The organism is Paenibacillus qinlingensis (genome assembly GCF_031455095.1).
Lineage (GTDB): Bacteria > Bacillota > Bacilli > Paenibacillales > NBRC-103111 > Paenibacillus_E > Paenibacillus_E qinlingensis_A.
Genome location: NZ_JAVDSB010000003.1, coordinates 238,454 through 251,421, shown reverse-complemented (window position 1 = coordinate 251,421; position 12,968 = coordinate 238,454). Strand labels below are relative to the sequence as shown.

Annotated in this window: 13 protein-coding genes; 3 read left to right on the top strand and 10 right to left on the bottom strand. The window is 45.5% G+C overall.

Annotated elements, in window-relative coordinates; translation table 11 throughout:
* Window positions 1–147: 147 nt before the first annotated feature.
* The 7 genes from J2736_RS11885 to J2736_RS11855 all read right to left on the bottom strand — a co-directional run bounded on the left by J2736_RS11885 (window position 148) and on the right by J2736_RS11855 (window position 6,431).
* The gene (locus tag J2736_RS11885) at window positions 148–1,029 is read right to left on the bottom strand and encodes a carbohydrate ABC transporter permease (protein ID WP_310226764.1); all 882 of its coding nucleotides are present in this window, start codon (window positions 1,027–1,029) and stop codon (window positions 148–150) included.
* Window positions 1,026–1,940, bottom strand: a complete 915-nt coding sequence (locus J2736_RS11880) for a carbohydrate ABC transporter permease (protein ID WP_310226762.1) — start codon at window positions 1,938–1,940, stop codon at window positions 1,026–1,028. The genes J2736_RS11885 and J2736_RS11880 overlap by 4 nt, the downstream gene beginning before the upstream one ends.
* Window positions 1,941–2,025: 85 nt before the next feature.
* Window positions 2,026–3,453 carry an extracellular solute-binding protein gene (locus J2736_RS11875; RefSeq protein ID WP_310226759.1) on the bottom strand — a complete coding sequence of 476 codons (1,428 nt, stop codon included), beginning with the start codon at window positions 3,451–3,453 and terminating at the stop codon, window positions 2,026–2,028.
* 107 nt (window positions 3,454–3,560) lie between these two features.
* Complete coding sequence (locus J2736_RS11870) at window positions 3,561–4,883, bottom strand: response regulator (RefSeq protein ID WP_310226757.1); 1,323 nt, start codon at window positions 4,881–4,883, stop codon at window positions 3,561–3,563.
* Between the two features lie 242 nt (window positions 4,884–5,125).
* Window positions 5,126–5,386, bottom strand: coding sequence for a hypothetical protein (locus J2736_RS11865; RefSeq protein ID WP_310226756.1), 261 nt, complete (start codon window positions 5,384–5,386; stop codon window positions 5,126–5,128).
* Window positions 5,387–5,452: 66 nt separating this feature from the next.
* A complete protein-coding gene (locus tag J2736_RS11860; protein WP_310226754.1) occupies window positions 5,453–5,803 on the bottom strand; it encodes a hypothetical protein in 351 nt (116 codons plus the stop codon).
* A 172-nt stretch (window positions 5,804–5,975) separates the two neighbouring features.
* Window positions 5,976–6,431, bottom strand: a complete 456-nt coding sequence (locus J2736_RS11855; RefSeq protein ID WP_310226751.1) for a cupin domain-containing protein — start codon at window positions 6,429–6,431, stop codon at window positions 5,976–5,978.
* Window positions 6,432–6,586: 155 nt separating this feature from the next.
* Here J2736_RS11855 and J2736_RS11850 point away from each other — a divergent pair, with 155 nt between their 5' ends.
* Window positions 6,587–7,537 carry a hypothetical protein gene (locus J2736_RS11850; RefSeq protein WP_310226750.1) on the top strand — a complete coding sequence of 317 codons (951 nt, stop codon included), beginning with the start codon at window positions 6,587–6,589 and terminating at the stop codon, window positions 7,535–7,537.
* A gap of 61 nt (window positions 7,538–7,598) precedes the next feature.
* Here the strand turns inward: J2736_RS11850 and J2736_RS11845 are convergent, their stop codons facing one another.
* Both J2736_RS11845 and fucU read right to left on the bottom strand, forming a co-directional pair.
* Window positions 7,599–9,389, bottom strand: a complete 1,791-nt coding sequence (locus J2736_RS11845) for an L-fucose isomerase (RefSeq protein ID WP_310226747.1) — start codon at window positions 9,387–9,389, stop codon at window positions 7,599–7,601.
* Between the two features lie 80 nt (window positions 9,390–9,469).
* Window positions 9,470–9,895, bottom strand: coding sequence for an L-fucose mutarotase (gene fucU, locus J2736_RS11840; protein ID WP_310499100.1), 426 nt, complete (start codon window positions 9,893–9,895; stop codon window positions 9,470–9,472).
* A 129-nt stretch (window positions 9,896–10,024) separates the two neighbouring features.
* Between fucU and J2736_RS11835 the strand changes: the two genes are divergently transcribed.
* On the top strand, window positions 10,025–11,044 hold the full coding sequence (locus J2736_RS11835; RefSeq protein WP_310226745.1) for a LacI family DNA-binding transcriptional regulator: 1,020 nt from the start codon (window positions 10,025–10,027) through the stop codon (window positions 11,042–11,044).
* Between the two features lie 11 nt (window positions 11,045–11,055).
* Here J2736_RS11835 and J2736_RS11830 read toward each other — a convergent pair whose 3' ends face one another.
* Window positions 11,056–11,643 (bottom strand): hypothetical protein, encoded by a 588-nt coding sequence (locus J2736_RS11830; protein ID WP_310226743.1) that lies wholly within the window; start codon window positions 11,641–11,643, stop codon window positions 11,056–11,058.
* A 230-nt stretch (window positions 11,644–11,873) separates the two neighbouring features.
* On the opposite strand from J2736_RS11830, the gene J2736_RS11825 reads away from it, so the two are divergent.
* Window positions 11,874–12,944, top strand: coding sequence for a bifunctional 3-deoxy-7-phosphoheptulonate synthase/chorismate mutase (locus tag J2736_RS11825; RefSeq protein ID WP_310226741.1), 1,071 nt, complete (start codon window positions 11,874–11,876; stop codon window positions 12,942–12,944).
* Window positions 12,945–12,968: the final 24 nt, after the last annotated feature.

The window sequence follows — 12,968 nt, the reverse complement described above, 5'->3', positions numbered from 1 at the left end:
CCCTCATCCTTTCCAAAAGCTTTCCGCCAGGCTAACATGATCAGCCCCTACATGCAGGCTATCAGTACGTTCGCTAAGCTTGAAGGATTCTCCTTTAAGCAACAAGAAAACGCCTTCAGAATTCGCATTCTGACGGGCGTTTTCTCCTTAACCTTTTACACTAGACACCGATAAGCCCCGAATCATAAATTTCTGGAAAATCAGGAAGAAGAGCACTGGCGGCAGCATAGCCATCGTCAACACCGCGAAGCGCACACTCCATGGAATAACCGAGTTCGAGTACACCACATAACGATAAATGCCTGTAGCAAGCGGGTACATACTTTTATCCGTCATCACAATGTTCGGCCAGTAGAAATCATTCCACGTCGTAGAGAACGATAACATAAGTAGAGTGCCAATAATCGGTGTAGACAGTGGAACGGCAATCCGCAGGAAAGATTTGAATTCATTTGCCCCGTCGATGCGTGCAGCTTCCAGCACCTCTTTGTGAATGCCATCGAAGAAATTTTTGAGCAGTAGCATGAAATACGCATTGGCCGCCGCTGGCAACCAGAACGCCCAGTAGGTGTTGATCATGCCTAAGCTTTTCAAATTCAAAAAGTTTGGAACGATGTACGTTGCTGGCGGGATCAACAATGTGGAGAAAAAGAACAGGGTTACCCATCGCTTGAACGGGACTTTCAAATGGGATAGTGCGTAGGCAGCTAACCCAATAAATAACAAGGAACACACGACATTTCCTATATAAATAAATATGGTATTTTTCAAAAAGGTCAATAAAGGAAGGTCGAAGCTATTGAAAGCATCGTCGTAGTTTTTCCAAATCCAATGCTTGGGGAAAAAGGTCGGTGGAAAGGTAAAAAACTCTTCCCGCGTTTTCAGTGAGCCGAAAAACGTATTGAGAAACGGATAAATGGTCGTAACCGCAATCCCGAGGATAAGTAGAACCATTAGCGTGTAGCCGAATTTGACGGAACCTTTTTTGAAATCATGCTGAGAAATTAATCCTCGTTCGTCTTGCTTCATGCTTTCTCACTCCTACGCTGCATGACGTTATAAAGGACGGTCATTCCAATGAGCACAAAGAACATTAAGCTGCCCATGGCACTTGCTTTACCAAATTCGAGGTCGCGGAACGCGGTGTGGTTAAGCCATAGTAAGTACGTTAGCGTTGCGTTATTGGGTCCGCCGTCTGTCATCGATAACTGCGCTTGGAAGCCCTGAGAGGTTGTGATTAGTTGGAGCACGAGCAGGAGTCCCATGAGCGTCTTTATACTAGGCAAAATAATATAACGAACCCGCTGCCACACACTAGCGCCATCGATCTCAGCGGCTTCGTACAAATCTTTTGGTATTCCAACGATTGCCGCAATATAGATTAAGGTAGCTGCCCCGAAGCTTTGCCAGGTTTCTAGCACAACAATGGAAGCCATGGCTAATTGGGGACTGAAAAAGGAAACCTGATCAATCCCTATTTTTGCTAGCAGACTGTTGATAGGACCCACGGCATCAAAGAACCACATCCACATCCCGTATAAAACGATCGCGGGCACGGCACTTGGCAAATAGCTGATAATGCGGGCTGCGCCTTGAAACCGACGAAGTTCAGAAACCGCAATGGCGACTAGCGGCGGAATCCAGAAGCCAAGAATGATACCTAAAGCCATATAGATCAAGGTATTCTTTATTGAAATCCAAAGCAGATCATCCTTCAGAATACTCACATAATTTGCAAAGCCAGTAAAATGATTGCCATCTACGAAATCAACATTGTAGAAGCTATAGAAAATTCCTTTAAAAATAGGCACCCAGAGAAAAATGATGAATAACACGACTTCCGGTAAAATAAACAGTGTACCCCATAAATACCAGTTCATTTTCTTCTTCGATACCCGATTTGTTGCTACGATAGGCTGTGAACTTAGCTCTGCATCCATCCTAAACACTCCTTATAGTGAGAAAACTCCTCCTTACGGCCACTCCAAGATAAGCGGCCGCAGGCAGGAGTAAGATTAGGCTTACCTATTCGACCTTCACTTTGTCAAACGTTTCCGTTTGCACTTTGGTCGCGGCTTCAGACAGTGCTTTTTTCAAATCCACATCTTTCGTCGTAAACACTTTTTGAATGACATTCGCCATTTCTGTGTAGTATTTTTGAGCTTCGTATTGGGCTTCAGGCTTACCATCCCATAGAGCTAGCAATTGCGGATCGTATTTGAACACGTTATCATACTTCGTCAAGAGATCCGTATACTTCTTGCCGAAATCAGAGGAATCTTTCCAGTAGTTGATTGGTTGTGGGATATACACACGGTTCTTGCCTTTACGATCTTCAATCTCTTTCTTCGTGGAGTTCAAGAAGTCGTCTGTGAAGTACTCATCTGTAATCCATTTGAATGCCAGTTCTTGCTGATCTTTATCGCTCTTCGGATTGATAACACGGTAGTTTCCGCCAAGTACGCCTGTGTGTTTTCCACCTTTCGTAAAGGAAGGCATTGGATACACAACGAGATCATCCTTGCTGATTCCGCCTTCATTAATCGCTGTATCTGCTGCATTACCGCTGCCACACATAACCATCGCGCCACGACCTTGTGCAAATGCATTTAAAGCATCCCCATAGCCAAGTGCCCAGTTCTGCGGGATCAAGTTCTCATCCTTCAGCTTTTTGTAAAATTCAAGCGCTTGCAAACCAGCTTCTGAATTGAATACGCCAACGACTTTGCCGTTTTCTAGCTTTTGAACATCGCCACCAGCGGCGTATAGGAAATTGGTCCAGTTCCATCCAGCTTCCGGTCCTTTACCCATCGGAATAAAGCCTGCAATCCCTTTCGCGGGATCATTGATTTTACGAGCGGCAACCAGCAGATCCTCCCACGTCCAATCCATTGGAGGAAGGTCTACACCTTTCTCTTTGAACAACTTTTTATTCAATGTGATCGTCATGACGTAACCATCAATCGGTACACCGTACGTTTTACCATTTACAACAAAAGGTTTGGAGAGCAGATCATTCATATCTTTGGCATGCGCCCATGAACTCATGGAGTCGGTAATATCAGCAACCCATTTCTTATCTACAAGCACTTTGCCTTCCGTTGCATACGTCGTGTACTCGGTTGGCGCACTGTTCGAAGCCATTTTGATCCCAATCTCCAACGGATTGTACTGCCAGTCATCCTTTTTGAAATCAGCATTAGGAAATTTCGTTTTAAATCGCGCAATACGTTGATCTAATTGATCATTTTTTTCCTTTTGGTCCGCTTTAAAGCTTTGAGCTGTAATTGTCACTTTCTTTGGAGCAGGCGTGGCTGTAGCAGCAGCTGGTGTGGATTCTTTGGCCGCTGGAGCAGGTGTCGCTGTGCTCGTCGTTCCAGTGCTTGAGCTGCACCCCGTTATCAAAACCGTTAACGCAATCGCACTCATTGTAGACGCTTTCTTAACTTTCATGTGTGGTTCCCCTTTCGAATCGCTTTTCACTTGGTTGCTACATGTTTGATTATAAAGGGAGATTCTACCATGAGCGATGTGTCGTATTACGCTTAGTATGTCGTATGTTACGTACCTGTTTGCTTCACTTCTGAGATATTAATCCCGAAATGCTTCTTGAATATTTTGCTAAAATGCTCCGGTGATTCATAACCGATTTCTTCCGATATCTCATAGCGTCGTTTATCCGTCGTGAGAATAAGTCGCTTCCCTTCTTCCATCCGCAGCTTCGTGACATAGTCCCAGATGTTCGTCCCCATCACCTTTTTGAACAAGTAGCTCAAATAATTGGGACTCAGATGTACCGCATCTGCGATATCCTGCAGCTTCAACCCTTTATCACAAAAATGACCCTCTATATACACTTTCGTCTCATACACAATCCGGTTATTCGCCTCATCTACTGCTGCTCTGGTGAAGTCGGGATTGGGATTGATGCTGTCTTTATCCTCAATATAGAACATATAGTGACCCTTATTGGTTTCACAACATGTTAAGCTCTCGAGCGCTTCCTTGTAGATCACCGGCCACTGCGTAATGCCTTCACGGATGCGACTGATGCCAATCTGACTCTTCACATTCAAATATTTCTGCAGATTCGTATGAATCATCTGAGCCACCATCAACAGCTGGTTCACGCGCATCGAGCCCCTGCTCTCCTCTTCTGTAATTTGCAGCAGCAAGGTGAAGATGGAGTTGTGATTATTGAAAACAAGATGGCTCCACTGACTCGCGGTTTCCTCCATAATGTTCAAAGCTGCGTATTTTAACAAATTGCGATCCTTCAATGTGGAAATTTCCTGATCATGAATACCACCGCGTTCTAAAGATAATTTGACAGTCAGCATGCTAAAATACGTGCCATTCATTCGATCTTCTAGTGTCTCTCTAATTCCCGGGACCTCTGATTCATGGATCGTTCCTGTCATCAATTCATTTAAAAAGTAATTCGTCTCATGCGTCATGTGGCCAGGCAGCGTACGTGAGCCTTCCCAGTTCGCGAAGCGTTGCCCCTTCTCTTCCTTTTCCTTCAACAGCTTGGTCACAACCGAAATGAGATGCGGCGGCGTTATTGGCTTAACTAGATATTCCTTCGCTCCAAATCGGATCGCTTTCTGCGCATACTCAAACTCACCATGCGCCGACAAAATGACGATCGGAATCGATGGATCCTCCAAGAAGATGTTCTCGATCAGCTCAATGCCATTCATCTTCTCCATCTGTATGTCTGTAAACACTAGGTCAATTTTCTCCAAATGTATAAAATCAAGCGCCTCATACCCGTTATACGCGATAAAGACCTCGTTAATGTCCAATTTAGACTGCTTCAAAATCGTCGCAACACCTTTGCAAATCATCGGTTCATCGTCAACAACTAGAATATTAACCATACTGCCACCTCATTCGTTTACTTTGCACAATTCCATTTTATTGTACAACAATCGATGTGAATAGGTGTTATATTACGCTTATCGTGTGGGATGTGTGGATGATGCTGTAGCGCGGAGTTAAGTCGGTTTTATCGAGTTACGGGGCTGCTTTCGGCGCGCCTGACACCTGCAACTCGAATTTTTCGAGTTACGGCGCTGCTTTCGCCCAGCCTGACACGTGTAACTCGCTTTTGCTACTCTCACTACTTGACACGATACAGCAAAGCAACCGCTTTCTCAGTAATCATAAATTTATGACTTCTAATCGATCCGCGACCGATCGGATTAACCAAGCCTTTTGCCTCCATGTCTCGCAATACTTTGCGGCAAGTCTCACTAGAAAGCTGAAGCCACGTGCATACGTCCGTCAAACGAAAAGGCTTATTACCTAGCAACGCGAACCTCAAAACTTCCCGCTCATAAACAGGCAGTTGGAGCAACCCGACACCTTCCACGTTTCCCATTCGGCCAATTAATTCATATAGATTTCTTTGGCAAAAAGTCGGCTTTTTCTCTAGTTCATCCCGACTTTACGGAAAGTAAGTGTAACCGAGTATCGCAACTGAACGCGCACGTGCACGCTCGAATGAGAAACGGTCTCGTGAGATTTTCTCAGCATGAGTGACAAAGCTGTCCTCTTCGAATACAGTCCGTATTTGAGGGTGACCTACATCCCCGTAAATCTTCATTCCTGACAAGCTCATCATTTCAAATTCAAGCACCAAACCATCTAAAGTCCCCAAGACAGGCAGAAGCAGTTCTTCCAAAAGTTTTTTCGTACCAGTCAGGTCCCTTTGCAGCATCTCTAACCTCTGACCACTTGCATGCCTAACTTGTTCTTCCCAAAAGCTTGCGTACTGCTTTTCGAACGATCTGACCATCGAATCATCTCCTAAAAAAAATAAAACGCCGCCAGCCCCAATTAGGAGCTAACGGCGTGTGCTTCACGCGTAAAATCAATGTTATCTTCACAATATCAAAATTATAAGCGCTTAGCAAAAGAAATTTGTTTCTTGTCTCTTGTCTCTTGTCTCTTGTTTCTTATCTCTAACCTTATCTCTTAATCAATCTAAAATCATCATAATGAAAGCCCGGAGCTACTACACACGAAACAAGAACAGGCTCATCACCTAATGGTCGCGCCATTTGCCATACATGAGCTGGAACAAGCGCTTGTGGATGCTGACCGTTAAGCACATCAGGACCTAGGATAATTTCCTCTGTCGCTTTTGGCTGCTCACTCGTACCTCCTAATGTAAGCACGATCGGGCTACCGGAGTGCCATAACCATAACTCGTCGGACAAAACAGTGTGCCACTCTGAAAATTCATCGGGATGAAGCAAGAAATAAATCGATGTTGCCGCGTACCGCGAGCCAGAGTAAGCTTCATGCAGCACTTCTTTTGGAATTTCAAAGGAAGCCTTCCAAAGCTCTTTGTACCATCCGCCTTCAGGGTGCGGTTTTAAATCCAAAGTTTGAACAAGTGGTGAAAGTTGTTGGGTAAGCATATGATTTCTCCTATTTCTCTCTAAACTAACAAAGTATGAATTATACCATAGAGAAGTCACAATTTGTATGCAAAAAAAATTCCGAAACCCCCTGATGCAAACCACGTATTGAAAAAGTATCACATCTAACAAATGCTGGGAAACGAGGGATGAAGATGTCAAACAACATGAACCTTCAATTGCGCGAAGCGAAAGACCGGATGTTTCATCTGCACAAAGCAGAACGCAAAAGAACTGATCTTCTGACAAGAGTATATGAGCAAGAACGTCTCATTTTACGATTAGAATTACAGCTTGAGTCTGAGCAAAAGGATGTCGAGCAATTAACGCGATTATCACTTGCGAATCTATTCCACACCATTCTTCGAAGTAAATCCGAACAACTCGAATTAGAGCGACAAGAAGCCCTAGCGGCAGCGCTCCAATTGGAAGCTGCGAAGCAGCAGCTTCGGGATGCGCAGCAATCATTAATCCAAGTAGGCGATGACCTTGCCAACTTTCAACGCGCTGAAGACGATTATAAGCGACTACTGGCCGCAAAAGAATCCACCATTTTAAATACACCTTCATTATCTAGAGAGTTAGAGAGTATGGATGATGAAATCGATGATCAAAAGCTGTTGGTAAAGGAGCTTCAAGAAGCATTAACCGTTGGAAAGCTTGTACTTGCTTCCTTAACTGATGCTTCCAATAGCTTGGAGAAAGCAGAAAATTGGGGGAAATGGGATCTATGGGGCGGCGGTGGCATGATAAGTACCCATGCCAAACATAGTCATGTAGATGATGCCAAACGGTTCATTCACCAGGCAAACCACCAACTTCTGAATTTTCGCGATGAGCTAACTGACTTGAACCGTAGTTTTCACATTTCAATTGATATCAGTGACACGCTAAAAATGGCTGACTATTGGTTTGATGGACTCATTGCTGATTGGATTGTGCAAGGTCGTATCCAAAACTCGCAAAGCCAAACGCTTTCAAGCTTAAATAAAATTCGACCCCTCGTTGCGCAGCTGCAAAAAGAGCATTCTTCCGCAGAGGCGACGCTTTCCGGTCTGATATCAAGACGAATCCAGTGGATCGAAGAATCTAACTTGGACAATTGAAAAAAAGAGCCATTCCCAACCAAAGTTGAGAGCGGCTCTTTTCCTATTTTTTCCATTTGTATTACTTATATAAAGGACCAAAGCTGCTGCACGCTCTGAAATCAGCACCTTCAGGATCGGAAGTCCCGAAGTTGCTCCAAACGCGAGGACGGAAAATCTGCTCTTTGGCAACGTTATGCATCGAAACAGGGATGCGAAGAATAGCAGCAAGCGTGATCAAATCTGCCCCGATATGGCCGTAGGAGATAGAACCGTGGTTAGATCCCCAGTTATCCATGACGGAGTAAACATCAGTGAACGATCCTTCACCAGTCAAAATAGGTGCAAACCACGTTGTCGGCCATGTCGAATCTGTACGGTCGTCTAGTGTCTGATGCACATCTTCTGGAAGGTCGACGGAGTAGCCTTCCGCCAACTGCAGCACAGGCCCTAACCCTTTAACCAAATTAATGCGTGACATCGTAACTGGCATTCCGCCTCGCGTTAAGAAATCGGTGGAATAGCCGCCCCCACGGAAATACTCAAGGGATGCTGGACGCCATGAAGTGGCTGCTAAGCAATCCGTTACTTCTTGATCAGAAATCTCCCAGAATGGCTTCATTACTGGTTTACCATCGCGCGATTGTTGACCTGTGCCGTCCAATGCAGCAGGTCCTGAGTTAATTAAGTGCAGAATCCCATCTTTCGCAGTACCAGTAAGGGTATGCCCTGTTACTCGTTTTACCGCTTCTGGACTCCAATACGTTCGCACATCAGCAAAAATTTGAGCTGTATTCGTCAACAAGTTCCCGAACAACATCACGACGCCATTCAAACTATCGTTTTCAGTCGCAACCAAGTAAGGAGCACGCTTGCCATTCCAGTCAAAAGATGTGTTTAACATAGCTTCCATAAAGTCGCCATTCGGGAAGTGATCCGTCCAATGACGCTGGCCCTGAAAACCGGAAAGAATGGCATTATGCCCAAGTGCCTCTTCACCGAATTCGATATCTTCCAAGCGCGGATTGCCGACCATCAGGTCGCGTACGATCATCGTCATTTTGACAACGGTTTCCCAATCCTGATCTTTCTTCTCACGGGTCGTTTGAATCGCAATTGGATTCTTATCAGGGCCTTCCACGCAGTTCTCTTTCACCCAATTCAAAGCTAATTGATATTCTTCGGGATCAAAAATGTCTTCCTCCATTCGGCGCACCAGTTCGGACATATCGACATACTCGTTGCGCATGCCCAAATAGTTTTGGAACAGGTCCTCGTTCACGATCGAGCCGGCGATGCCCATGGAAACGGAACCGATAGCGAGGTACGATTTCCCTTTCATATACGCTGCAGCAAGCCCTGCCTTCGCAAATCGAATCAATTTCTCTTGAACATCTTGTGGAATCGTTGTCGAACCGGCATCCTGCACGTCTTTCCCATAAATTCCGAAGGCTGGTATGCCTTTTTGTGCATGACCAGATAATACGGCTGCCAAATAAACCGCGCCTGGGCGCTCAGTTCCATTGAAACCCCAAATGGCTTTAGGTGTAGAAGGATCCATATCCATCGTTTCTGTTCCATAGCACCAACAAGGTGTGACTGTGATAGAAACGCCTACGCCAGCTTTCGTGAACTTATCAGCACAAGCCGCAGCTTCAGCTACTCCGCCGATACATGTATCAGCAATGACACATTCGACAGGTTGACCATTTGGGTATTTCAAGGTTTCGCTTAATAAAGCCGCAACACCCTTAGCCATATTCATCGTTATCTCTTCCAGCGACTCACGAATACCTTTTCTTCTGCCATCAATCGTGGGGCGAATACCAATTTTCGGGAACTCTTGTTTCCATCTGAAATCACTATTGCTCATAACCACTCATCCCCCTCCATATGTAAAAGCTACTACTAGCTTCCCGTATACTTAGCAAATTAGAGTTATCGATAATTCATTTACTGGCTAATTACGCCTTTTCTTAAAATAATATTGGCATACAGCGCCTTTTCACTTGTCGCCACAATTGCATAAGCTTTCTTAGCGCGCTCATAAAAAGCAAACCGTTCTACGTAGGCAATGGCCGGAGTCGCATGTTCACGAATAATCTCCTCGTATTCATGCCAGATCGGTGTCTCGACTGGATCACCAGGAACGACAGCCATGAGCGCAACAGGTTGTTCACCGTATGTATCTAGTGGATACAGCGATAACACCGCTTTCAAAAGTTCCGGTACGCCATGACCATCACAACGCAAAAGACGGTTCGTATGACTAGCAGCCGGGAAATTCCCATCTGCCAAGATGATTTCATCCCCGTGTCCCATCTCCATTAACACTTTGAGCAGCTCAGGCGAAAGTATGGTAGGTATCCCTTTTAACATCATCAACATCTCCTAATTAAAAGTGTGTTATCGATAACTCAAAATTAACAACTTTATGGCTTGCTGTCAATCCTTTATTTCTATACAATATGAAATAAACAGAAACGGCCAAGCAAAGGAGAATACCACGTGATAACAATCTATGACATCGCCGAAAAGGCCGGAGTTTCCGCGATGACGGTTTCCAGAGTGATCAATAACACGGGACGGATCAGCGAAGAGACGCGTAAGCGCGTGCGGAAAGTCATGGAGGAGCTCCACTATATTCCGAATGCTCTAGCTCGAAGTCTAGTATCCCAGAAGACCAACCTTATTTCTTTACTTATTACGGATATTACGAATCCGTTTTATACAACCTTAGCCCGAGGCGCTGAAGATGCAGCGAAAAAGGCGGGATATCGGTTACTTTTTGCCAATAGTGATGAGGATTATGTAAAAGAGAAGGATTATGTAGATATGATTCTCTCTACGCGTGTCGATGGCGTGTTATTCGCACCAGCTGGCGATCACTCCCATGACAACTTGCTGCAGCTGCAAAAGCATCAGATTCCATTCGTCGTATTAGATCGTGAAATTCCTGGGATAGATGCAGATGTCGTCCTTGGGGATAGTAAAGAAGGTGCCCGCAATCTTGTGGCGCATTTAATCGCGCTTGGTCATCACCGCATTGCGTTAGTGAATGGTAAACAAGACGTGTCAACGGCTCGACTGCGATATACCGGATACAAAGAGGCCCATCTCCTTCATGGTCTTGCTTTGGATGAGTCGCTTGTTGTACATCTTGGTTTTCGAGATTTCCAAGATGATTCCGCCCTCAATGAGCTGTTCCAGCTTAATGAGCCGCCTACCGCTATTTTTGCAGCTAATAATATGTTGGCCGTGGGTGTTATTCAATCGCTGCGCCAGCGTGGTTTACAGGTACCAGGGGACATTTCTGTCGTTTGCTTTGATGACTTCGGACCGACTGGCGCGATTAACCCGTTTCTCACTGTAGCCGCTCAACCGGCATATCAATTCGGCCAGCTTGGCATGCAACTCCTTATAGAACGTATCGAAGGCGACGCAAGCGTAGAATCTCGCAGAATCATGCTGCCATCCGAGTTAATCATTCGTTCATCGACGCAACAACTTTTACCGCTCACGACATAGAGAAATCGAGGCTATTGCTCTTCCCATTTATGAACAATAGCCGCAATGATCTCTTCTTTCGTCTCCTCCGTCAACCCATTCCGAAGCTCCGTTATAAACTCAATAAATAACAGCGATAAGAGCTCATTCATCTCCATATTAAATCGTTGGTGATGCTTCCAATTCATATCATCGAAGAAAACACGCATCCGATTAACCTCAGCGGGGTGTAATCGGACATTGAGTGTTAGAAAGGCAGCCCTCTCTGCTTGGCTACTCTGAAAGGAGAGCCCCCACTGAAAACCGGGAACACTTCCGGGATTTGGTCGATCAGCCGCGTTAGTACTCGCAACAACACCGCCAAATTTACTCCTTAATTGCAAAATGTATGTATATAGATCTTTACCTTTGCGGACGTGATCCATAAAATTATCGAATAAAAGCTTAACGAGAAACGTTTTATTGATGCCATTCAGCTCAACTTGCGATGTGTAGACGATATCCTCCAAGAAAGCATCTGCTCGGTCAAAATAGTCGCGAGGTGCTCGTACTTTAACCGTATGGTAGATGTCCGTCTCTCCCCTCTGAAATAAGCCCGTCCATGATTTTAATGTGAGCATCGCGCATACCCCCTTCTTCTCCCTCTTAAACTATTATTCCAAATCTAGCACAATAATGACTACAACACGGCTCACTTGAAAAAAAGCTGGCATCTCATAAACGATTTTCATACTTTTTGCATACACTGGTTAAAATGAACCTGCTTCTTAGAGGTAATACCACGCTCCTCGTCCATAGTGACGGTGGGCTTTTTGTTGTTAAATCCACTTAATTGAAAGGAGGACAGTGGATGGAAGATACGAAGATAGACGCACTCAGGGGACGAATCGATGAAATCAATCAAGGACTCTTGGATCTACTCTCCGAAAGAGCGCAAATTGTCCAAGAAATCGGATTCGAGAAAGAAAAACAAGGGGTGCCAAAATTCGACCCCATGCGTGAGAAAAGCATGCTTGATGCATTAGTCATACGAAATACAGGTCCGTTCGAGGACGATACCATTCGTCACCTGTTCAAACAAATTTTCCAAGCTTCGCTATCCTTACAACAAACGGAACATAAGAAACAACTGCTCGTTAGTCGAAAAAGACAGCAAGCTGATACCATCATTCAGCTTGGCTCAGCTGCTATCGGCGGGAGTAAGCCCGTTATGATCGCAGGTCCCTGCTCTGTGGAGAGCTACAAGCAAGTTCGTGCGGTTGCTGCTGCATTGAAAAGCGCCGGCGTTACCGTTATGCGCGGAGGCGCCTTCAAGCCTCGTACATCCCCATACGACTTCCAAGGACTTGGCCTAGAAGGATTGCAAATCCTCAAAGAAGTTGCCGATGAGTTCGGACTCCAGACCATCAGCGAAATCGTGGATCCCGCACACATCGAAACTGCTGGCCAATACATCGATGTGATTCAAATTGGCGCAAGAAATATGCACAATTTTGAACTACTGAAAGCGGCCGGCGAGGTTCGTATGCCGATTCTTTTGAAGCGCGGCTTATCGGCAACGATCGATGAATTCCTTCATGCTGCTGAGTATATCCTCTCTCGTGGTAACACACAGGTTATGTTGATTGAGCGAGGCATCCGCACCTATGAACGGGCAACGCGGAATACCCTCGACATCTCCGCTGTTCCGATTCTCAAGCAAGAGAGCCACTTGCCTGTTCTCGTCGATGTGACCCATTCCACCGGCCGCAAGGACATTTTCGCTCCTTGCGCTAAGGCTGCTCTAGCCGCAGGCGCGGATGGGATTATGGTGGAAGTCCACCCGAATCCGCCGACAGCCCTATCCGACGCACAGCAGCAGCTGACCATTGAGGAGTTCAATCAGTTTTACGCTGCGATCCAGCGTTCGGGATTGCTTTAATGGGGGTGCGGCTGCTGCAACTCG

Bases quoted from the DNA above. Each gene is read 5' to 3' on its own strand.
- J2736_RS11830 (WP_310226743.1), bottom strand. From the start codon at position 11,643: ATGCTCACATTAAAATCATGGACGGGCTTATTTCAGAGGGGAGAGACG.
- J2736_RS11860 (WP_310226754.1), bottom strand. From the start codon at position 5,803: ATGGTCAGATCGTTCGAAAAGCAGTACGCAAGCTTTTGGGAAGAACAA.
- J2736_RS11875 (WP_310226759.1), bottom strand. From the start codon at position 3,453: ATGAAAGTTAAGAAAGCGTCTACAATGAGTGCGATTGCGTTAACGGTT.
- J2736_RS11845 (WP_310226747.1), bottom strand. From the start codon at position 9,389: ATGAGCAATAGTGATTTCAGATGGAAACAAGAGTTCCCGAAAATTGGT.
- J2736_RS11825 (WP_310226741.1), top strand. From the start codon at position 11,874: ATGGAAGATACGAAGATAGACGCACTCAGGGGACGAATCGATGAAATC.
- J2736_RS11870 (WP_310226757.1), bottom strand. From the start codon at position 4,883: ATGGTTAATATTCTAGTTGTTGACGATGAACCGATGATTTGCAAAGGT.
- J2736_RS11885 (WP_310226764.1), bottom strand. From the start codon at position 1,029: ATGAAGCAAGACGAACGAGGATTAATTTCTCAGCATGATTTCAAAAAA.
- J2736_RS11850 (WP_310226750.1), top strand. From the start codon at position 6,587: ATGTCAAACAACATGAACCTTCAATTGCGCGAAGCGAAAGACCGGATG.
- J2736_RS11855 (WP_310226751.1), bottom strand. From the start codon at position 6,431: ATGCTTACCCAACAACTTTCACCACTTGTTCAAACTTTGGATTTAAAA.
- J2736_RS11865 (WP_310226756.1), bottom strand. From the start codon at position 5,386: ATGGGAAACGTGGAAGGTGTCGGGTTGCTCCAACTGCCTGTTTATGAG.
- J2736_RS11880 (WP_310226762.1), bottom strand. From the start codon at position 1,940: ATGGATGCAGAGCTAAGTTCACAGCCTATCGTAGCAACAAATCGGGTA.
- fucU (WP_310499100.1), bottom strand. From the start codon at position 9,895: ATGTTAAAAGGGATACCTACCATACTTTCGCCTGAGCTGCTCAAAGTG.